This window comes from Corynebacterium sp. HMSC063A05, from assembly GCF_001809695.1.
Taxonomy (GTDB): domain Bacteria; phylum Actinomycetota; class Actinomycetes; order Mycobacteriales; family Mycobacteriaceae; genus Corynebacterium; species Corynebacterium amycolatum.
Window position 1 is genome coordinate 119,340 of record NZ_KV798493.1, and the last position, 20,155, is coordinate 139,494.

A 20,155-nucleotide genomic window follows, 5' to 3' on the forward strand; every position below is an offset into this window, starting at 1 on the left:
GGACCGGTTGCGTTGGTCAGCTTCGGGCTTGCCACCTGGTTTGCTTCAGCCAATGTTGTCTCCTTGGGATAGCAATCTAATTTTTAAAGGCGCTAGCTTTAATCGGCGCTAGCTTCATGCCGTGTAGCCGTCTGCCCATACTCCATCGACTACGTAACCAGCAGCTAGGTTGGCAATTCGACGGGTCTCGGCAATGCCCTCCGCGCTTGCGTCATAACCACACAGATTGACGTGACCCAGCTTACGTCCTGGGCGCCAATCCTTGCCGTACCAGTGAATCTTCACCGATGGGAAGCGGCGCCATACCTTAGCAAAGCGCTGCGCAATCGGCACGTCCGAGGCCTCTTCGCCACCCAGCGTATTGACCATCACCGTCACCGGTGCAGTCGGGCGAGTGGAACCCAGTGGCATGTCAGCAACTGCACGCAGGTGCTGCTCAAACTGGCTGGTCTCACAGCCGTCCTGCGACCAGTGGCCAGTGTTGTGCGGGCGCATCGCCAACTCGTTGACGTAGATCTCCGGATTGCCATCTGCATCGACGGTCTCGAACAGCTCAACTGCCAGCGCACCGGTTACTCCCAACTCGGAAGCGATGGTCACACTGAGTTTTTCGGCCGCGCTCGCAAGCTCGTCGGAAAGCCCCGGCGCCGGGCAGATTGCCTCAACACAGATGCCGTCACGCTGCATAGACTCGAGGACTGGCCAGGCCTTGACCTCACCCGACGGTGTGCGGGCACACATGGCCGACAGCTCGCGAACCAGCGCGACTTTCCGTTCGGCCATCAGCGGCACGTCCTTGCCCAACAGTTCGTCGACAAGCGTGCGCAGGTCCTCGCGATCCTTCGGGAACCACACGCCGTGACCGTCGTAACCGCCACGGCGGGCCTTCAGGCAGACGGCACCGTCAACGCGGTCGAAGAAGGCCTCGGCATCCTGGACGGACTCAATAGCAGCGTAGGCAGGTACCGGAGCGCCCAGTTCCTCCAAGCGCTGGCGCATCAGCAGCTTATCCTGCGCGTACAGCAACGCTGAAGGCTGAGGCTGAACCGAGTAGCCCATCTCGGTCAGCTTGTTGAGAAATTCGGTGGGAACGTGCTCATGGTCGAAAGTCACGGCCTGCGCACCAGCGACAGCGCGGTCAACGTCCTCCCAGACGTGATAGTCGCCGATGATAACGTCCGCACACACCTGCGCTGCGGAAGCATCCGGGGAACCGGCGAGCAAACGGATGGACTGTCCCAGCTCAATGGCCTCAGTCTGCATCATGCGAGCCAGCTGACCGTCACCAATCACCGCCACAACCGGCACGCCATCAGCATGCGCGGGATGCTGCGCAGCAGTTAGCGCTGCAGCGGAATCAGAAGTGGAATTAGTGGAGTTTTCAGGGGTATCCGAAGCAATCACACCCCTGATTGTAGGTTATGACCCGAAATTCTAAGTCAACCGGGAGACCAACTTAGCCACCTTGCGGGAGCTGGGAATATCTTCCACAGCCAGCGGCGGGCCGAAACTGCGGGTCTGCAGATACAGCACGCCGCCCTTGCGATTGACCGCACGCACCGAACGTAGATCAATCGAGACCACCTGCGGGCGCAGAATTCCACGTCGCAGAACAATTCGCCTATCAGTCAGTACAAACCGCTCCCCCAGCCAACTTAGTACCGGACGAACAACACGCCAGAGAATAAGCCCCAGCCACGCAAACAGCAGCAGCTGACGCACACCCTGTAAGTCTCCCGGAGCAATCGCAGGGCCGTCGATAAAGCCAATCAGCAACCAGCAGACGCCGGTGATAACCATGAGCTCCAAGAGCGGCCACACCAGCCGACCAAAAGTTGGATTGGTGTCCAGCAGAATTGCCTCGCGCGTGTCCAACTCATCATCGGGAAAGGCCATACAGCACTACCTCCGGTCCGAGTCAGTCTGCGGGGATGCATAGCCGCCGTCAGTGGCACGAACATGGAACACGTCACCGGCCGCAACAAAGTGGCTTGTGCCAGCTTCGTCGGTGACAATCAATTCGCCGTCGGCACGCACACCAACCGCCTTGCCGACCAGCACGCGATCCCCCGGCAACTCCACGCGCACGTTCGAGCCGATGGTCGCGCACACCGCCTCGTAGTCCCGCAGCAACTCAGCATCGCCCTTTCGCCACTGTGCTTGACGACGTCCCAGCGCACGCAGCACACCAGCGGAGATGTCGTCGCGGTCGAGATTGTCTGCGCCCGCCAGGTATAGCGAAGTGGCGTGTGGCACAGGCAACTCGTCTTCCTGCAGAGAAACATTGATGCCGATTCCTGGAATGAGAGCTGGTGGTGTCAGCGAAGCAGCCTCTACCAGAATTCCGCAGAGCTTACGACCGTCAACGAGGACATCGTTCGGCCACTTCAGGGATACGCGCTCAGGCACCAGACCCACGACCTCTACAACAGCATCGACGACTGCGAGACCTGCGACTAAGGGCAAGAGCCCCAGCTGCTCCGGTGCGAGCCCTTGCGGGCGCAGCAGTGTGCTGAGCGCAATGGATGCACCTTCCGGAGCTGTCCAACTACGGCTCAGCCGACCGCGACCTGCGGTCTGCTCCGAGGCGATGAGCGCACTGAGATCTGCCACCTGCCCCAGTGCCGCCTGTTTCCGAAGATCGGCATTGGTCGAACCAGTGGTTTCGACAACCTCAATGGAACTCCAGCCCGGCGCGGCTGCGCGCACACGCGCGGCATCAAGAGGCTTGCGGGAAGCAACAATTCGGGGGTCGGTCATGCACAGCAGTCTAGCGCTATGGCCGGATTCAGCGCGTCGAGGCCTTTCTCAAGGGGACGACAGCGTGAGAATCATCACAGCTCACCCGCTTTACTATTTTCCTTCTCAAACACTACATTCCATAACATGACTATTTCCTCACGTTTGACGGCGGAGCAACACACCACCGCTTTTCTCAATGAAGACCTTCTACGCCGACGCACTGCTGCACTGACTCCGATGGGGTCGCGAGGCTACGACAAGCTCAAACTGACTGAGCGTATGAATGCCCGCGAGCGCATTGACTACCTGCTGGACGAAGGGTCTTTTGTCGAATTCGATGCGCTAGCCCGCCACCGCACTACCGCATTTGGAATGGAAGCCAAACGCCCCGTGACTGACGGAATTATCACCGGCTGGGGAACCATAGACGGCCGTGAGGTCTGCATCTTCTCTCAGGACGGCACAATCTTCGGTGGTGCACTCGGAGAGGTCTACGGCGAAAAGATGGTCAAGATTCAGGACCTTGCCATCACTACCGGCCGTCCCGTTATTGGCATGTACGAAGGTGCCGGCGCCCGCATCCAAGATGGCGCAGTCTCACTGGACTTTATTGCCCAGACGTTCCACCACAACGTTCGTGCCAGCGGCGTCATTCCGCAGATTTCAGTCATTTTTGGTGCCTGCGCAGGTGGAAATGCCTACTCCCCAGCGCTGACGGACTTCGTTGTCATGGTGGAGGAAAACTCCCGCATGTTTGTCACCGGCCCTGACGTAATTGAAACGGTCACTGGCGAAAAGATCGGCCAGCACGAGCTTGGCGGCGCCGACACCCATATGGAGCTCGCCGGAAACTCCCATTACACCGCCACTAGCGAGCAGGATGGACTCGACTGGGTCTGCGATTTGCTCGACTACCTCCCCAACAACACAACCTCCCCCGCGCCCAGTTGGGATTCCAATGCCAGTGACGAGATCACCGACACCGATCGCACCCTCGACAGTCTCATTCCCGACAGCCCTTCCACGCCGTACGACGTGCATGAAGTCATCTACGCGCTTTGCGACGATGCGGAGTTCCTGGAAATCCAGGAAAACCGGGCAGCCAATGTCGTAATTGGCCTTGGCCGTCTCAACGGTCAATCTGTTGGGTTTGTCGCTAATCAGCCCATGGAATTTGCGGGCTGCCTAGATATCGATGCAGCGGAGAAAGCCGCGCGATTCGTTCGAACCTGCGATTGTTTCAACATTCCACTCGTCTTTCTCGTGGATGTACCAGGCTTTCTCCCCGGCTCGAATCAAGAACACCAGGGAATTCTGCGCCGTGGCGCTAAATTGCTCTATGCGTATGCAGAAGCAACCGTTCCTAAAATCACCGTCACCATGCGCAAAGCCTACGGCGGCGCGTATTGCGTGATGGGATCAAAGGGGCTCGGCGCGGATGTAAATCTGGCTTGGCCGACGGCACAGATCGCCGTGATGGGCGCCTCTGGCGCAGTACGCTTCCTCCATCGTGCCGAGATTCGAACCGCCACCGAAGCAGCTCTCGCAAAAGACCCAGCGGCCGATAGATTTGGCACTCCCGAGAGTGTGAAAGAACTCATTGCTGAACTGGAAATGGGATACGAGCAACACATGCTCACGCCTTATCGCGCCGCCGAACGGGGGTTAATTGATGAAGTCATCCTCCCCTCCGAGACACGAACTCGGGTGATAAAAAATCTGCGCCTTCTAACTTCAAAGAAAGTACCGTGGCCTGCGCGCAAGCACGGCAATATTCCACTGTAAGAGCAGGCTTTTTGCTGAACAACGAGCTAGTCATTACCCCTACTTTTGTTAACAGCGATTGCCCCCAACTACCTCCCCCCGTTTTCGAAACGTAAACTAGTTGGCATGACGACTGCCGCAAATACATCAACCGGTGAAACCCCGGATTTGACCACTACTGCTGGAAAACTGGCCGATCTGCGAGCCCGTCTCGCAGAGACCCAGGCCCCAATGGGCCAGGCCGGTATTGACCGCGTCCACGACAAGGGCAAGATGACCGCTCGTGAGCGCATCGAGTTTCTCTTGGACGAGGGCTCATTCGTGGAGGTGGACGCACTCGCGCGTCACCGCTCCAAGAACTTCGGCCTCGACGCCAAGCGCCCTGTCACCGACGGTGTTGTAACTGGTTACGGCACCATCGATGGCCGCCAGGTCTGTGTCTTCTCGCAGGACGGCGCCATCTTCGGTGGCGCACTCGGTGAGGTCTACGGTGAAAAGATTGTCAAAATCATGGATCTGGCCATCAAGACCGGTGTCCCAATTATCGGCATCAACGAAGGCGCTGGCGCCCGCATCCAGGAGGGCGTTGTTTCCCTCGGCCTCTACTCCCAGATCTTCTTCCGGAACACCCAGGCTTCTGGCGTTATCCCACAGATTTCCCTGATCATGGGTGCCTGCGCTGGTGGCCACGTCTACTCCCCGGCTCTGACCGACTTCATTGTCATGGTCGATGGCACTTCCAAGATGTTCATCACCGGCCCGGACGTTATTAAGACCGTCACTGGCGAAGAGGTCACACAGGACGAGCTGGGTGGCGCTGGCACTCACATGAGCACCTCCGGTACTTCGCACTACACCGCTGCTGATGACGAAGACGCTCTGACATTCGTTCAGGAATTGGTCAGCTACCTGCCGTCCAACAACCGCGCTGAGGCTCCTCGCATGGAGGCTGAGCCATTCGAGGGATCCATCGCTGACAACATCACTGAGACTGACCTCGAGCTCGACACGCTGATTCCGGACTCCCCGAACCAGCCGTACGACATCAAGGACGTCATCACCCGCCTGGTCGACGACGAGGACTTCCTGGAGATTCAGGAGGACTACGCACAGAACGTGGTCATCGGCTTCGGTCGCGTGGAGGGCCGCTCGGTAGGTTTCGTTGCCAACCAGCCGATTCAGTTCGCTGGCTGCCTCGACATCAAGGCATCCGAGAAGGCGGCTCGCTTCGTCCGCACCTGTGATGCCTTCAACATTCCGATCATCATGCTGGTTGACGTTCCAGGCTTCCTGCCGGGCACCAACCAAGAGTTCGACGGCATCATCCGCCGTGGCGCCAAGCTGCTGTACGCGTACGCTGAGGCCACCGTTCCGAAGATTACCGTCATCACCCGTAAGGCTTACGGCGGAGCTTACTGTGTGATGGGCTCCAAGGACATGGGCGCTGACATCAACCTGGCATGGCCGACCGCTCAGATTGCGGTCATGGGTGCTTCCGGCGCTGTCGGCTTCATCTACCGCAAGGAGCTCAAGGCTGCTGCGGCCGAAGGCAAGGATGTCGTCGCACTGCAGAAGGAGTACGAGGCAGAGTACGAGGCCACCCTGGTCAACCCGTACATGGCTGCTGAGCGTGGCTTCATCGACGCCGTTATCCCGCCGAGCGAGACCCGCGGCCAGATCATTGAGGGTCTGCGTCTGTTGGATCGCAAGGTTGTTAACGTACCCGCCAAGAAGCATGGGAACATTCCGCTGTGACCGATTCCAAAAACACCCCAGCAACCGAAGACAAGGACACCGCTGCGGTCCCGGCTGCACCGTTCATGTCCGTCCTCAAGGGCAACCCGTCTGACGCTGAAACTGCCACGCTCGCGCTTTTGTTCGCGGGTATGGCAGCAGCTGGCGGTGCCCCAGAGGACCGCGGCCCGCGTAACGACTGGGGCCGGCTGGAAGAGGGGTTCCACCAGCCGCACCAGCACGTACCGGGTACGTTCCGCAACGTCCATTTCTACTAGTACAGCTACCGTTTACCGCGTAGTCGTTACCGCACGCTAACTGCGTCGATTCGCTAGCACGAAGCGCCATCATCGGGTTTTCCGACGGTGGCGCTTTGGTTTTTGTTACTGCCTTGGTCTTGGCTACTGCCTGTTACTGGCGCTACTCACCCAGCGACTCGCCATCAAACTCATCATCGAGCTCCCGGTCCAGACGACGCTGATCGCGGTTACGAGCTGCTGGCCACACCACCTTGAACAGGAAATACACAAACGCCAGACCGATGGCAGCCCCCACCACAGCTCCAGCAATGGATCCCCACGATTCTGATAGCGCCCCACCAGCGCTTGCCTCAGAGAGCATTTGCACTCTGATAAAACCAATCAGCCACAGCCCAATGACGACCACGACTGCTGCAATCTCCCCTTTTGTAAGACCATTAATCTTCGGCATTGGCACCTGACGTCGCAACCACCGCTGCGAGAACAGGAGTCCAACCAGTGGCATCAAGATGATTGCCACTGTCACGCCCACCATCTTCGGCTCTGGAATAAGCCAAATCAGTACCGTTGCAAGCACGTAGTTAGCCCACATCATCATTGTGAACCCGTACGTGTAGGACTTATGCAGCAACATCTGCTGATATTCATCGTCCACCGTGGCACTGTTGCGTTCAATCACGACATCCGCATAGGACATTGTCAGCATCCTTCCTCACCAAAAATTTCTTCGACTGTTTTTCCCAGGACCTTGCAGATACGCAACGCCAAATACACCGAAGGCGAGTAATTTCCCCGCTCGATATTTGCAATGGTTTGCCGCGAGACTTCCACCTGCGCAGCTAAATCCGCTTGGCTTAGCTCCAACCAGCGTCGGTATCTCCTGACCTGGTTCGAACGTTCTTCCCCACTCATTTGCGTACTTTCTTTACCTTAATGTCAACTTTACTTTACACCATCAGAGGAGAGCTGCCATTTAAGAATCTGCGCATTTTTACAATCGGGCCGACCCCACGCATGTTTGCCACAAAAATTAGGCTTTACGATTCCACCCTCACTAAAATCACTAATTATGAGCAGCCCCCGAATCGTCTTGGCCTCCACTTCCCCTTCGCGACTGCACATTCTGCGCTCTGCAGGCATCGAGCCCATCACAGTAGCGCCCAACGTCGACGAGGATGCCGTGGTCGCTGCCCTTCCGGACGCATCGCCGGTACGCATCGTCGAGGAACTCGCACAGGCCAAGGCACACGCTGCCTCTCCGGCCTATCCCAATGACATTGTCATTGGCGGGGATTCAATGCTGCTTCTCGACGGCAAGTTGCAGGGCAAGCCTCACACGGAAGAAAAGACCATTGAGCGCTGGCACCAACAGAGCGGCCGGACGGCTGAGCTGATTACCGGTCACTGTGTCGTGACACCAAAGGGCGAGCACCTTGAGGTGGCCATTACTTCCCTCGATTTCGCTGAAGTCCCAGAAGAGGACATCCGCGCCTATGCTGCGACGGGCGAGCCACTGAAGTGCGCTGGCGCGTTTACCTTGGAGGCTCTAGGCGGCTGGTTTGTCGATGGCATCAATGGCGACTCATCCAGTGTGATCGGACTGTCGCTACCTGTCGTGCGCCGAGCTCTGTATCGCTACGGCTATTCGGTCTCCCAGTTCTGGAATAGGTAGGCATCGCAACGACCGTCGGAAAGCAAAAACCGCACCAATTTGGTGCGGTTTTCTTAGCTGTCGGGACTACTTGTTAGCAGCCTCAACGCGCTTGATGGCTTCCTGAGCAACGAGCTCCTGGATACCCATATCCAGCTCGGAGGTGAAGCCAACACAGGAGCAGTTAATCTCGCCGAGAACGTAAGTGTCCTCGCCGTCCTCGCCGTCTGCCAGCATGAAATCAGCTGTCCAGATCAGCGGGATATTGTCGCCACCGAGGTTCTCGGCAATGACCGGGCGAGCCTCAGCAAACATGTCGATGAGGTCCTGCCATTCTTCCGGCTTGTTGTAGGTGTACTTCGCACCGGAGAACAGGGTTGCCGAGAAAGCATCGCCGCCCTCGGCCGGCTTCTTGTGAACCACGAAGACCGGGTGCGGACCGACCAGCAGAATGCGAATTTCGCCTTCGGTGATGCGCGGCATGAAGCGCATGTCCACGAGCATGCCGTTATCGCCGATGATGTACTGGTCACAGAAATCCATGAACTCTCCGAGCTCGCGAGTCTCGGTGTGATTGTCCACGGCCTCGGTGCACTTCAGCTTGGTGTCCAGCGGCAGCGGGGTGCCCGGCTCAACGTTCTTAGCAACCTCTTCGTCAGCGATGCGCACACGCCAGATGCCGGACCCGGTGGAGCCACGGTTCTGCTTGAGGACGCGCTCGCCGTAGGACAGGGAAGTCGGGAAAGTCTTGTGGAATGCCTCGACGTCGTAGTAAGCAGCGGTGTCAGACGGAACCAGGTCAGTATCCTTGAGCTTGACCAGTGCGTCCTTTGCGCCGTAGGCCATCATCTCACCCGGGGTGGACATACCGACCAAACCAGCGACCGAGAGGCTAGTCAGAAGCTCGAAGTAGCCCCTCTCACCACCCGGGATGTTGCCCGGGTTAACGCGGGAGATGTAGCCGTCGAAGTTCTGAGAGACATAGTCGTACAGGTCGTCCTTCCACTCTGGTCGGTAGTAGACGACCTCAGCGGACCAACCGGCTTCGCGGATAGCGTTGACGATTGGCATGGTGTCCTTGCGGTGTCCGTCGAAGTACTTGTCCGAGCCGCCCTCGATTTCGAATACAACAATGTTCTTATGCACAGGCACTCCTTTTAAGAAAATACATGGACTTCCGGCACTCAATTGTCTCCGTAACGCAGCGAATACCCAGGCAGATAGCCCATTTCAGCCCATTTTCCAGTGATACGAATCAACACAGTTTTTGCGCTAACTCTCAGCTAAATTTTAGGGCACTACCTGGACTCCAAGCGCGCTGAAAACACTCCTTTTACCCCCAACTGTGAGGCGTATCCCAGGGGTGGCCGCGGACGCAATTGTTGCCGTTGGAAAGCGCTCACACCGGGGACTATTCCGCCGTTCGCCACGCGACCCGTAAACTAGATATGCAATTGACGATAAACGTCAGAAAGTCCCACCCACCCAACTTGCGCCAAGGGAGTATCCGATGGCTGTTCCGCACGACCCGCACCCCCAGTTCCAGCAGTACGCCCACCCTGAGCGCCTCGTCTCTAGCTCCTGGCTTGCTGCCCGACTGGGCTCTCCCGGTCTGCGCGTTGTTGAATCCGACGAGGACTCACTGCTCTACGACATTGGACACATTCCGGGCGCGGTTCGCATCGACTGGCATCACGACCTCAACGACCCCGTGCGCCGCGACTATATCGACGCCGAAGGCTTTGCCGAGCTCATGCGCGAGAAGGGTATCTCGCGCGACGACACCGTCGTAATCTACGGCGACAAGTCCAACTGGTGGGCCGCCTACACACTCTGGGTCTTCGAGCTTTTTGGACATCCCGACGTGCGCCTTCTCAACGGTGGCCGCGACGCCTGGATGACTGAAGAACGAGACACCAGCTTCGAGGTCCCTAACTACCCACGCACTGACTACCCTGTCGTCGAGCGCGACGACAGGACATTGCGCGCCTACTTCAGCGATACGCGTGAGCTCATTGAAAAGGCTCCGATTATCGACGTACGCACTCCGGAGGAATATGCCGGTGCGCGAACCCATATGGTCGATTACCCACAGGAAGGCGTCCTGCGAGGTGGCCACATTCCAACCGCGGTAAACATTCCATGGAATCAGTCCGTTCACCCGAACTCGCGTTTCCGCGACCGCGAAGAGCTTGAGCAGATTTACGCGCACGTCCAATTCGAAGATGAGGCGATTGTCTACTGCCGCATAGGCGAGCGCTCCGCGCACACCTGGTTTGTACTGCACCACCTGCTCGGCCACGAGAATGTTCACAATTACGACGGCTCGTGGGTTGAGTGGGGCAACATGATTGGCATGCCCATCGCCCACGGTTCGGAGCCGGGAAGCCTGTAGACGATTGACGCAACCGGTGGGCACTTCTCCCCACCGTTTTCCCGGCGTCAGCGACTGGCACTACAGCGGAGAATTAATTCCCCCTGCCGCCCCCAATCAAGGGGGCGGCAGTTGCACTCTTAGATGGTAATTTTAGCCGCAAACTTAGATTTTTGGGCGGAAAATAGCCACTTCAGCTGCCCCCACACCCACTTGAACGCTGCTCAAGACCACAATCTCTACCCCCTTATGTAGCGAGCAAAAAGAGGTTGCTTACCGCACCTGTGACACAATGGAGGCATTGGGTCACACGCTGTTAGCTACCGCGTGGTTAACCGCATTGCGGTTCACCGCTCAGTTAACTGCAGTGCTGCTTGTGATTCCTACAAATGACTGTCGCAACCTTGCCCCGAGGGCCAATTCTCGGGGTGCCCACGAAAAATGGAGGATTTCGTGTCCGAGCAGACCACTGAAAAAATCACGAAGGTTCTCGTCGCCAACCGTGGCGAGATTGCCGTTCGCGTTATTCGCGCTGCGAAGGACGCAGGCATTCCTTCCGTCGCCGTTTACGCTGAGCCGGATGCGGACGCTCCTTTTGTGACCATGGCGGATGAGGCTTTTGCTCTCGGTGGCACCACTTCCGCTGAGTCCTACCTGGTCTTCGACAAGATTCTGGACGCTGCAAAGAAGTCTGGCGCTAATGCCATCCACCCGGGCTACGGCTTCCTGTCGGAGAACGGCGACTTCGCAGAGGCCGTTGAGAACGCTGGCCTGATTTGGATTGGCCCGTCGCCGGAGTCCATCCGCGCCCTGGGCGACAAGGTCACCGCTCGTCACATCGCGCTGAAGGCTGACGCTCCGATGGCTCCAGGCACCAAGGAACCGGTTAAGGATGCAGACGAGGTCGTCGCGTTCGCTAAGGAGCACGGTCTGCCAATCGCCATTAAGGCTGCTTTCGGTGGCGGCGGTCGCGGCATGAAGGTCGCACACGAGATGGAAGAGGTCGCTGACCTCTACGAGTCCGCTACTCGCGAGGCCGTTGCCGCCTTCGGTCGCGGTGAGTGCTTCGTAGAGCGCTACCTGGACAAGGCACGCCACGTCGAGTGCCAGGTTCTCGCTGATAAGCACGGCAACGTCGTTGTCGCCTCCACCCGTGACTGCTCTCTACAGCGTCGTTTCCAGAAGCTCGTCGAGGAAGCACCTGCTCCGTTCCTGACCCCGGAGCAGGATGAGCGCCTGCGCCAGTCCGCTAAGGACATCTGCCGCGAGGCTGGCTACTACGGTGCTGGCACCGTTGAGTACCTGGTCGGCGCTGACGGCCTGATCAACTTCCTCGAGGTCAACACCCGCCTGCAGGTGGAGCACCCGGTCACCGAGGAAATTACCGGCCTCGATCTGGTCCGTGAGCAGTTCCGCATTGCCGAAGGCAAGGAACTGTCCATCAAGGAAGACCCGGAGATGCACGGTCACGCTTTCGAGTTCCGCATCAATGGCGAGGACGCCGGCAGCAACTTCATGCCGGCTCCGGGCACCATCACCAAGTACGTCGAACCGTCCGGCCCAGGTGTCCGCATGGACACCGGCATCAAGGAGGGCGATGTCATCGGCGGCCAGTTCGACTCCATGCTGGCCAAACTGATTGTTTGGGGCGAGACCCGCGAAGAGGCTCTGCGCCGCTCCGCTCGCGCCCTGTCCGAGTACCAGGTTGAGGGCCTGGCAACGGTCATTCCGTTCCACCGCCACATTGTGGAGAACCCGGCGTTTGTCGGCGATGGCGAGAAGTTTGACGTCTACACCAAGTGGATTGAGGAGGAATGGGACAACCCAATCGCTCCGTACGACGGTGACTCTGACGCTGACACCGACACCGTCCCGGCTCAGAAGGTCGTCGTCGAGATTGACGGTCGCCGCGTCGAGGTAGCCCTGCCAGGCGACCTGGCCCTGGGGGGCGGCAACGCTGGTGCCAAGAAGAAGAGCAAGAAGAAGCGCGCTGGCGGTTCCAAGAAGGCTGCTTCCGGTGACGCTGTGGTTGCTCCGATGCAGGGCACCGTCATTAAGGTCAACGTCGAAGAGGGCCAGGAAGTCTCCGAGGGTGACACCGTGGTTGTCCTTGAGGCCATGAAGATGGAAAACCCAGTCAAGGCTCACAAGGACGGCGTTGTCACTGGTCTGGCTACCGAGGCTGGCTCGGGTGTCGGCAAGGGCGATGTCCTGATGGAACTGAAGTAGTTCTAAAGCTCTAAGCGGGGCTGGTTGCGATGGGATTCGCAGCCAGCCCCGCTCGATTCTTTTCGTCCCCTCCCCGACCCCTCAAACACTGTTCAGGACGTCTAGAGTGGACGGTATGGAACCCATGGAAGTAAATGCCGGCCGCTTCTACTGCCGCCCCCTGCGCCACGATTCCCGCGTCGATGATGCCCCGGTCGCAACCCAATTACTCACAGAATTGGCCCCTGACTCCGTCGCCGAGTTCCTTCGCAACTCCACCACCGAGTGGGAAAACGACACCGCCTACCGCTTTGCAGTTGCCGAGCAGACGAACGTCGAGATGCTCGCATTAGCGACGGTCGAGGTCATCGATGCCGACCATGTCAGCATCACCGTCCGCCCCGCAGGCGACCCCACACGCGTGTTACCTAACGACGATCAGGTCCTCACCAAGGTAACCGTCGCCGACGGCGTCGAAGCCGCCGAAAAAGCCCTCCACCGATGGGCAGAGGGCTTCTTGGGTAAGAAAGTCAGCTAGCCGAACTAGCGCGGCTGCGACTGCTCAGTCCTAGGCGCCGGAGCGCAGCAGGTAGATATCCATAATCCAACCGTGCTCCGCACGTAGCTCCTTTTTCAGCTCCGCAATCTCTTCGCCGACATCGCCAACACGACCACGGCGGAGCGTCTCCAGCTCCGTTCCCAGGAATGCACCCCAGAGAATCTCTTCCTCCGGGTCCGCGTGCTCGAGCCAGGCTGCCCCACCATCGAGCATTACCACCGCATCCGTACCAGGCGCGCGCTCCCCCAGGCGCCGACCAGTGGTAATCAACACCGGCTTACCAATCTGGTTCAGGCACTCTCCATGCGCTGCGGTCAGCGCGGAAATCGCTGTCACACTGGGGATAACTCGCGAGCGCACGTCCACTCCAAGGTCGCGGACGCGCTGCAAAATCCGCAACGTTGAGTCGTACAAGGCGGGGTCCCCCCAGACCAAGAACGCACCGCGGCGCTTGCCCTCTCGTCCGAGGTGAGCGACGAAGGCGTCGGCAAGCAGCTCTGCACGGCGCTGATGCCAGTCACGGACGACTGCGCCGTAGTTATCGGGCGTGCGGTCACGTGGCGGGTCGGGAACGGCAACGAGTTCGACATGCGGCGCATGCTTATCGACGATCGCCTGTCGCGCAGCCAACAAGTCCGCTTTGGCATCGCCCTTGTCGAGAGCAAAAACTACGTCGACATCAGCAAGAGCGCCGATAGCCTCGAGCGTAATGTGGCTCGGACTACCGGCGCCGATTCCGATGACGTCTACATCGACATACCCGCTGTATACAGGGCTCTCAGCCTGAGTGCGGGCGGCGTCGTTTCGACTAGTGATTGGTCGGATCTCCCTCGTAACCGAACTGTTCAGCCATCTCATCCGGAGACAGGCCAGCCATCGAACCCTGGAGGTTAGCCGAAGCGGCCTGCTTCAGGTAGATCTCGCAAGCGTTGGCCATGTACTTGGAGTCGTACACGTTCATCTCCAGAATCGGAGTCAAAGAGCCATCATCTTCCATGCGCGAAACCAGAAGGTGCGGCTTGTCTGAGTCCGTGGTCATGGAGCACTTAATCTTGACACCGTTGACATCCGTGAAAGTTGGCTTAATCATCTTGTCATCCTCCTCCAAAACAGCGACCGGAAAATAAGTAGCGCTGTTGCGACCGCAAGCGCAAGAAAGTCGCTCGTTATAAACCATGTTAGCCGGATTTTCAACGACACCGCCGGGCGCAAAAACACTTGGGGGTAATAGCGGGCTTCCTGCATGTTTGCATGTCAGGCCGAGGACCCAATTGCCACTAGAGCTCGCAGATGCGTTAAGGTTATGAGGTAATTTTTCCGGGATTGGTAGATAGGTTTTGCGGCTGCTTTGCCCGGAAGATGACTGCCCTAGTAGCTCAGTGGATAGAGCACGGCTCTCCTAAAGCCGGTGTCGGAGGTTCGATTCCTCTCTGGGGCACATTGTGAAGTCTCGAGACATCGTTCCGGTTATGTCTCGAGGCTTCCTTTATTTTTGTTGCCCGGGGTGGGGTTTAGTTCGTTGTCTTTTTGGTTGTAGTAGATCTTGTCTGAGGTCAGTGTGTAGTGGGCTATGTGTTGCCCCGTGGCGGTGATTTTGATGTCTGCTGTGTTGTCTACGCACATGATGGTGATGGGTTCTCCGGCCCATCGGCGTCCGATATAGAGGCGTCTGAGTTGTCCGCCCCACCGCAGTGTCGTTTTGCCGTTTTTGGCGACTTTGTCGGTGCGCAGGCGGTAGTCATAAGTCTTGTTTCCTGGGCGGGGATGCGCTTTGGGTAAAGCGTTGTAGGCCTCCGCAGGGGTACATCGGTTGAGTGCTCGGTGGGGGCGTTTGTTGTTGTAGTAGTCGATGATGCCATCGAGTTGTTCGTTGAGGTTGTCGATGTCTCTAGCTTGGGGTCTGTTACGTAGTGCCAGTTTGAGTGTGTAGTGGAATCGTTCAACTTTCCCTTGGGTTTGCGGGTGGTAGGGTTTGCCGTTTTTCTGTTCAATTCCTAGGTCTAGGAGGAGTTGTTCGAAGCCATTGCGTGCTGGGTTGGTGCGGTCGTTGCTGGTTGTGAATGCTCGTCCATTGTCGGTCAGGGTTGATTGTGAGTAACCGTGGATGGTGGCTGTGTAGGTGAAGGCTTCGATGACGTGGGTGACGGTTGCGCTGTTAAAGGCTTGGCAGTGAAGTACATAGCGTGAGTGGTCGTCGAGGATTGTAAGGATGACGACGCGTTGGTGGCCGGCGATGGTCCAGTCGCTGTAGTCCATTTGCCATGTTTCGTTGGGTTGGTCTGCTTGGAATCGTATCCATGAGCTGCGGGGACGTTTTTGTGGTTGGGGTGTGATGTGTCCGTTGTTTTTGAGGATGCAATGGATCGTTGCTGTTGCTGGCAGTGGGGTTGTGTCTTCTTGCTCGAGGTGCCAGCGGATGGTGTGGGCTCCCGCGTCGGTGCCGCGGTTGGTTAGTTCGTAGCGTAATTGGAGGATGCGGTCGACTACGTCAGGGGCGGTAGCGCGTGGATTTGTATGAGGGCGTTTTGATTTAGGGGTCAGTGCCTTGATGCCGCCTTCGGTGTAGCGCTTTTGTAATGTGCGGATCCAACGCGTTGTCACGCCGAAGTGTTGGGCTGCTTCGGTTTGGGTCATGCCGGTGGCGAGCATGGTTTCGATGATGATTTTCGGAGCTGGTTTCTCCATGGTTTCAGCATGGAGGAACGATGTCGCGAGACATCAGTTTCGGCGTGTTTGGGGCAACTGTGGCGTGTTGCCGGGCACATCGTTTCTCGCCGGAACGATGTGACGAGACATGATGGTTCTCGGCACCGGAACGATCTCATGAGACATGCGGAACGATGTCACCGAACCAGACGCTCTCTGGGGCACAAATACCCCTCGTGACCTTTTACATATAGGACGCGAGGGTTCTTTGTCTTTCTGACGCCCGGCCACTACGCCCGCCCCCCTCTCCTGAGAACGCATCACCCAACAATTTCCAGCAACACTTGTGTTAGGCTTACCTAATCGTATGGCGTGTAGACTTCCGGCAGTACATAACAGCCCAAAAACTTGTTGAAGGACAGTGACAACTATGGCTGACCTAGCTAAAGCAGCACCGAAGCGTAAGCCCCGTAAGGCACATGAGGCAACAGTTATTGGACGTCGCCAGATCTCTCCAGACCTTGTTCGTTTGAGCATGAACTCGCCTGCATTTGTGGGCAAGGAGCTGGAATTTACCGACCATTACATCAAGTTACTGTTTGTGCCAGAGGAAGCTGATTACTCCTGGCCGTTCGATATTGCGCAAATTCGCGCCGAACAGCCGAGAGATAAACTGCCAATCACCCGCACCTACACTCTGATTAATCTGGACTCCGAAACGGGCGACTTCGATGTCGACTTCGTCACCCACGGCGATTCCGGCCTGGCTGGGCCTTGGGCACGGGTAGCTGAAGTCGGAGACAAGCTTGGCTTCTTAGGGCCAGGTGGCGCGTGGGGGCCTGCGGCAGAATATGAACACTTTGTACTCGCCGGCGATGAGTCCGCAGCACCAGCGATCAGCGCCGGACTGAAGCACCTCCCAGAAGGCACGACTGCAACCGCATACATCGAAGTCGAAGCCGAAGATCGCAAGTTTGAGCTCCCAACCCGAGAGGGCGTGGAAATCCATTGGGTTCTCCGCAACGGCGCAACCCACGGCACAGAGCTATCCCGCACGGTGCGCGAGGCGGGTATTCCAGAGGATAAGGAAACTAGCTGGTTCATCCACGGTGTCGCCGAGATGATTAAGGAACTGCGTCGCTTCCTCTTCGTTGAATCTGAGGTCCCGAAGAAGGACGTTTCAATCTCTGGCTATTGGCGTATCGGCATGACTGAAGACCAGTGGCAGTCCTCTAAACGAGAATTCAACGCTGAGGTTGAGGCCGAGGAGGAAAAGGCCAGGGCCTGACGCTTGCTCGAACGCTAGCGCTCGCTACGCCCTTTTTCAACAACGACGCGTTTTCCTGCCAACCAGTCGAATGGGTGCCAGCGGCAAACAGCAACCCAAATCATCAGGACACCAAAAAACAGTCTAACGATTGGCTCCAAATCCGTAAGCAAGAAAATCATCAACAATAGGTAGCAATTACGTACCGCCGCCTGCCAACCTCCGCGCCAAGAATCGTCTCCTGACTCGAGCTCCGATGTCCCCTCTGGCTGAGCGGCTTCGAACGGAGTCGCCCCAGAGTCTACTTTCCACGCTGGCTCAACGTGTAGCAAAAATGAGCTTTTCCCAAACGTCTGTTCACCGCGTGCCTCTGCAACCACGCGCACAATGAAAAAGACAACTGGGAAAATGGCACCATACAAAATTCTGAACTCTGGCGGGCTCGGCAGCGCCCAGCTCGCCGTGGCTGCTTCCCACGCAAGTTTGCCAAGTGCCACAATGATGGCAACAAAGATTCCTACAAGGAACGAATCCAGCATCCACGCACCACTGCGTCGAGCGAACAGATCCGCATTACTCTTTACGGAGAATCGATTCGAGATGCGCTGTTTCATCGGGCACATGCTATCAAAAATCACTTATAGCTTCGCAGACGAATTCTCGATTCTGGCCGCACCCGCTCTGCCACGGTTAGAAGCATCTAGTATGCAAATCGAAAAGTCGACTGTATAGTTGCCGGTTGAATCAACCTATCTATTGGATGCTAGCTCCTTCCATGCCAGTAACTCGGCAAGTAAACCTACAGCTGGCTCCCCCAGTGGTTTTTCAGGAGACGCCGACCCAGAAAGCCGAGAATAAACCACGCGAAACAGGCCCGAGAAGCCCAGAAAGTGAGCTGGATGTGAATACGCGAACTCAGCTGTCAACCGTACAACACCCTCAACTCACTGTCCGCCGGTGCAAGAACCGCCGGCACCTGGCGCTGGCCTGCAGCTTCCTCACTTTCGCAGCCACTGCCACCAGCTGCGCCAACGGCGAAAGCGAGGAGGTTGCGGCGACACAAACCTCGTCGTCAAGCTTGCTTACTACGGTGTCGACAACAAGCTCGCCGACGACGACCGGGCCAAAGGTTCGAGAAGGCGGCACGCCGCGCATTGGGCAGCTGTGCCCGAACCAGATTGGCGAGATACGAATGAGCGCCAACGGCCAGGATCTTGAATGCGCACAGGTCGGCGGGCAGGAAGTGTGGACGGTGCTGCAGCAGACCTCCGCGGACCCGACATCGCAGCAAATGTGGATCTCCACTACTCCGACGACCTCTGAGCCACAGCCTCAGGAACCTGAGCCGACGGCTCCGAGCGAGAGCACAACGGAGACGAGTGAGACGGAGAGCTCGACGACCTCTGATGCATCCACGCCGCCCACTACTTCAACGACTCCGACAACCTCCGGCGAGCCGACGGAATCGGAATCAGAGCAAGAAGAGCAGCCAAGCGAAGATAATCAAGGGCTCACCGGTCTGTTCCGCTAGGTTCGTCTCGGGCGGCGAGGTTCGTCGGCTTGGTACCCATTAGGTAAGGTGCGCTAGCTCGCCCTAAAACACCAAAATCCGCTGCAACAATACTGCAGCGGATTCTTGTGATTGCAGAATCGCTCAGGCTGTGGCAAGCCTGAACGAAACTTCGGCTCGCCACAACGCGGCCGAACAAGCGGGCTCCCCTACTTGCGGTGACGACGGTTGTAGAACGGCGTCGGCACGACGGTAGCGGTAATGTCGGCGCCTTCGACGGTTAGCTCAGTGCCAGTGGAGGACTGCCAACGCTGAACGTATGCAAAACCGATGGGGTGGCCCAAAGTCGGCGACACCTTGGCGGAAGTCAGCACACCAACCTCGTTACCTTCCGCATCAATGAGCTTGGTGCCACGCTTCGGAGCTTCATCGCCGGAGAAACGCAGACCAACCAGCAGCTCCTTCGACTGCGGACGGTTAATCAGGGCATTTCGCCCAATAAACTGCCCCTTGGTCGGCCCCATGATGGACTTCAGGCCGGCCTCCAGCGGAGTGCGGTCTCGAGTCAGCTCGTAGCCATAGAGCGGCATACCGGCCTCAAGACGCAGGGTGTCGCGGCAGGCCAGACCACACGGCAGCAGGCCGAGGTCAGCGCCGTTGTCAGCCGGATCCTCTGGATTTTCCACCTTGCCACCTGCTGCGATGATTGCACGCCAGACCTCGACGGCGCGGTCAGCCGGCGGGAAGATCTCGAAGCCGTCCTCACCGGTGTAGCCGGTTCGGGCAACAATCATTTCCACACCTGCGACCTCGAGCAGGGTGCAAGAGTAGTAGTTCATGCCATCGAGAGTCGCGTGCAGATCCTGCGGCAGCAGACGGCGCAGAAGCTTCGCAGCCTTCGGCCCCTGAATGGCCAGGAGCACATTCTTATCATTCATGCGCTCAACCTCGACGTTGTAGCCACCAACGCGCTCGCACAGCGTCGAGTACACATCTTCAGCGGCTGCGGCATTCTGCACCAGCATGAATTCGTGACTACCGAGACGGTAAATGATGAGGTCATCAATAATGCCGCCGTCTTCCTGCACAATCATGGTGTACTTGGCACGACCCAACGCCAGCGGCTTGATTGCCGAAATCAGGGAGTGTGCAAGGAACGCCGCCGCATCCTCACCAGTGACGCGGATGATACCCATCAGCGACAGGTCGAAAACACCAACGGCCTCACGCACTGCGTTGTGCTCTGCAATTTCCGAAGAGTAGCGGAACGGCACTTCGTAGCCACCAACATTGCGCATTTCTGCGCCAAGGCTTACGTGCTCATCATGCAGGGCGCTACGGAAAGAATTGTTGTTCTCAGAAGCGCCAGAATTGTCAGTCATACACACTCCAATTATTGCGGTGGGGCAAACCAGATTGTTACCTTCCCACCTTATATCT

The 20,155-nt window shown here is 57.8% G+C and carries 20 protein-coding genes and 1 tRNA gene; 10 read left to right on the forward strand and 11 right to left on the reverse strand.

Features of this window, described 5'->3' with window-relative positions; translation table 11 throughout:
* Nucleotides 1–114: 114 nt before the first annotated feature.
* The 3 genes from HMPREF2651_RS01490 to HMPREF2651_RS01500 are packed head-to-tail and all read right to left on the reverse strand — an operon-like array spanning nucleotide 115 to nucleotide 2,760.
* Complete coding sequence (locus HMPREF2651_RS01490) at nucleotides 115–1,404, reverse strand: 5-(carboxyamino)imidazole ribonucleotide synthase (RefSeq protein ID WP_080972821.1); 1,290 nt, start codon at nucleotides 1,402–1,404, stop codon at nucleotides 115–117.
* Between the two features lie 30 nt (nucleotides 1,405–1,434).
* Nucleotides 1,435–1,896, reverse strand: coding sequence for a YdbT family protein (locus HMPREF2651_RS01495; RefSeq protein WP_038626353.1), 462 nt, complete (start codon nucleotides 1,894–1,896; stop codon nucleotides 1,435–1,437).
* 6 nt (nucleotides 1,897–1,902) lie between these two features.
* Nucleotides 1,903–2,760 (reverse strand): biotin--[acetyl-CoA-carboxylase] ligase, encoded by an 858-nt coding sequence (locus HMPREF2651_RS01500; RefSeq protein WP_080972820.1) that lies wholly within the window; start codon nucleotides 2,758–2,760, stop codon nucleotides 1,903–1,905.
* A gap of 126 nt (nucleotides 2,761–2,886) precedes the next feature.
* On the opposite strand from HMPREF2651_RS01500, the gene HMPREF2651_RS01505 reads away from it, so the two are divergent.
* The 3 genes from HMPREF2651_RS01505 (at nucleotide 2,887) to HMPREF2651_RS01515 (ending at nucleotide 6,518) form a co-directional block, all read left to right on the forward strand.
* Nucleotides 2,887–4,527, forward strand: coding sequence for an acyl-CoA carboxylase subunit beta (locus HMPREF2651_RS01505; protein ID WP_038626355.1), 1,641 nt, complete (start codon nucleotides 2,887–2,889; stop codon nucleotides 4,525–4,527).
* Nucleotides 4,528–4,632: 105 nt separating this feature from the next.
* Nucleotides 4,633–6,261, forward strand: a complete 1,629-nt coding sequence (locus HMPREF2651_RS01510) for an acyl-CoA carboxylase subunit beta (protein WP_049180914.1) — start codon at nucleotides 4,633–4,635, stop codon at nucleotides 6,259–6,261.
* A complete protein-coding gene (locus HMPREF2651_RS01515) occupies nucleotides 6,258–6,518 on the forward strand; it encodes an acyl-CoA carboxylase epsilon subunit (protein ID WP_038626359.1) in 261 nt (86 codons plus the stop codon). Before HMPREF2651_RS01510 ends, HMPREF2651_RS01515 begins: the two co-directional genes overlap by 4 nt.
* Nucleotides 6,519–6,660: 142 nt before the next feature.
* Here the strand turns inward: HMPREF2651_RS01515 and HMPREF2651_RS01520 are convergent, their stop codons facing one another.
* Both HMPREF2651_RS01520 and HMPREF2651_RS01525 read right to left on the reverse strand, forming a co-directional pair.
* On the reverse strand, nucleotides 6,661–7,197 hold the full coding sequence (locus HMPREF2651_RS01520; RefSeq protein WP_038626361.1) for a hypothetical protein: 537 nt from the start codon (nucleotides 7,195–7,197) through the stop codon (nucleotides 6,661–6,663).
* 2 nt (nucleotides 7,198–7,199) lie between these two features.
* Entirely contained in the window at nucleotides 7,200–7,412 is a 213-nt protein-coding gene (locus tag HMPREF2651_RS01525) for a helix-turn-helix transcriptional regulator (RefSeq protein ID WP_038626363.1), read from the reverse strand.
* Nucleotides 7,413–7,569: 157 nt separating this feature from the next.
* Between HMPREF2651_RS01525 and HMPREF2651_RS01530 the strand changes: the two genes are divergently transcribed.
* On the forward strand, nucleotides 7,570–8,172 hold the full coding sequence (locus HMPREF2651_RS01530; RefSeq protein ID WP_038626365.1) for a Maf family protein: 603 nt from the start codon (nucleotides 7,570–7,572) through the stop codon (nucleotides 8,170–8,172).
* A 66-nt stretch (nucleotides 8,173–8,238) separates the two neighbouring features.
* Here HMPREF2651_RS01530 and HMPREF2651_RS01535 read toward each other — a convergent pair whose 3' ends face one another.
* Complete coding sequence (locus HMPREF2651_RS01535) at nucleotides 8,239–9,297, reverse strand: Cj0069 family protein (RefSeq protein ID WP_038626366.1); 1,059 nt, start codon at nucleotides 9,295–9,297, stop codon at nucleotides 8,239–8,241.
* Nucleotides 9,298–9,661: 364 nt separating this feature from the next.
* Here HMPREF2651_RS01535 and HMPREF2651_RS01540 point away from each other — a divergent pair, with 364 nt between their 5' ends.
* The 3 genes from HMPREF2651_RS01540 to HMPREF2651_RS01550 all read left to right on the forward strand — a co-directional run bounded on the left by HMPREF2651_RS01540 (nucleotide 9,662) and on the right by HMPREF2651_RS01550 (nucleotide 13,271).
* Nucleotides 9,662–10,546, forward strand: coding sequence for a sulfurtransferase (locus HMPREF2651_RS01540; RefSeq protein ID WP_049180913.1), 885 nt, complete (start codon nucleotides 9,662–9,664; stop codon nucleotides 10,544–10,546).
* Between the two features lie 420 nt (nucleotides 10,547–10,966).
* A complete protein-coding gene (locus HMPREF2651_RS01545; protein WP_038626370.1) occupies nucleotides 10,967–12,754 on the forward strand; it encodes an acetyl/propionyl/methylcrotonyl-CoA carboxylase subunit alpha in 1,788 nt (595 codons plus the stop codon).
* Nucleotides 12,755–12,869: 115 nt separating this feature from the next.
* Nucleotides 12,870–13,271, forward strand: a complete 402-nt coding sequence (locus HMPREF2651_RS01550) for a hypothetical protein (protein WP_038626372.1) — start codon at nucleotides 12,870–12,872, stop codon at nucleotides 13,269–13,271.
* 30 nt (nucleotides 13,272–13,301) lie between these two features.
* On the opposite strand, the gene cobF is transcribed toward HMPREF2651_RS01550, so the two are convergent.
* Together cobF and HMPREF2651_RS01560 are read right to left on the reverse strand one after the other, a co-directional pair.
* Complete coding sequence (gene cobF, locus HMPREF2651_RS01555) at nucleotides 13,302–14,150, reverse strand: precorrin-6A synthase (deacetylating) (protein ID WP_038626374.1); 849 nt, start codon at nucleotides 14,148–14,150, stop codon at nucleotides 13,302–13,304.
* Nucleotides 14,101–14,382, reverse strand: a complete 282-nt coding sequence (locus HMPREF2651_RS01560) for a cg0963 family protein (RefSeq protein ID WP_016423292.1) — start codon at nucleotides 14,380–14,382, stop codon at nucleotides 14,101–14,103. The genes cobF and HMPREF2651_RS01560 overlap by 50 nt, the downstream gene beginning before the upstream one ends.
* A gap of 275 nt (nucleotides 14,383–14,657) precedes the next feature.
* On the opposite strand from HMPREF2651_RS01560, the gene HMPREF2651_RS01565 reads away from it, so the two are divergent.
* A tRNA-Arg gene (locus tag HMPREF2651_RS01565) sits at nucleotides 14,658–14,730 on the forward strand.
* A 29-nt stretch (nucleotides 14,731–14,759) separates the two neighbouring features.
* Here the strand turns inward: HMPREF2651_RS01565 and HMPREF2651_RS01570 are convergent.
* Nucleotides 14,760–15,977: an IS481 family transposase gene (locus tag HMPREF2651_RS01570; RefSeq protein WP_049180912.1), complete on the reverse strand. Its 1,218-nt coding sequence runs from the start codon at nucleotides 15,975–15,977 to the stop codon at nucleotides 14,760–14,762.
* 391 nt (nucleotides 15,978–16,368) lie between these two features.
* Between HMPREF2651_RS01570 and HMPREF2651_RS01575 the strand changes: the two genes are divergently transcribed.
* Nucleotides 16,369–17,226, forward strand: coding sequence for a siderophore-interacting protein (locus HMPREF2651_RS01575; RefSeq protein ID WP_038626378.1), 858 nt, complete (start codon nucleotides 16,369–16,371; stop codon nucleotides 17,224–17,226).
* 14 nt (nucleotides 17,227–17,240) lie between these two features.
* On the opposite strand, the gene HMPREF2651_RS01580 is transcribed toward HMPREF2651_RS01575, so the two are convergent.
* Nucleotides 17,241–17,819: an RDD family protein gene (locus tag HMPREF2651_RS01580; protein WP_038626380.1), complete on the reverse strand. Its 579-nt coding sequence runs from the start codon at nucleotides 17,817–17,819 to the stop codon at nucleotides 17,241–17,243.
* Nucleotides 17,820–18,106: 287 nt separating this feature from the next.
* On the opposite strand from HMPREF2651_RS01580, the gene HMPREF2651_RS01585 reads away from it, so the two are divergent.
* The gene (locus HMPREF2651_RS01585; protein ID WP_235191267.1) at nucleotides 18,107–18,736 is read left to right on the forward strand and encodes a hypothetical protein; all 630 of its coding nucleotides are present in this window, start codon (nucleotides 18,107–18,109) and stop codon (nucleotides 18,734–18,736) included.
* Nucleotides 18,737–18,924: 188 nt separating this feature from the next.
* Here HMPREF2651_RS01585 and gcvT read toward each other — a convergent pair whose 3' ends face one another.
* Nucleotides 18,925–20,097 carry a glycine cleavage system aminomethyltransferase GcvT gene (gene gcvT, locus HMPREF2651_RS01590; protein WP_049180911.1) on the reverse strand — a complete coding sequence of 391 codons (1,173 nt, stop codon included), beginning with the start codon at nucleotides 20,095–20,097 and terminating at the stop codon, nucleotides 18,925–18,927.
* Nucleotides 20,098–20,155 lie beyond the last annotated feature (58 nt).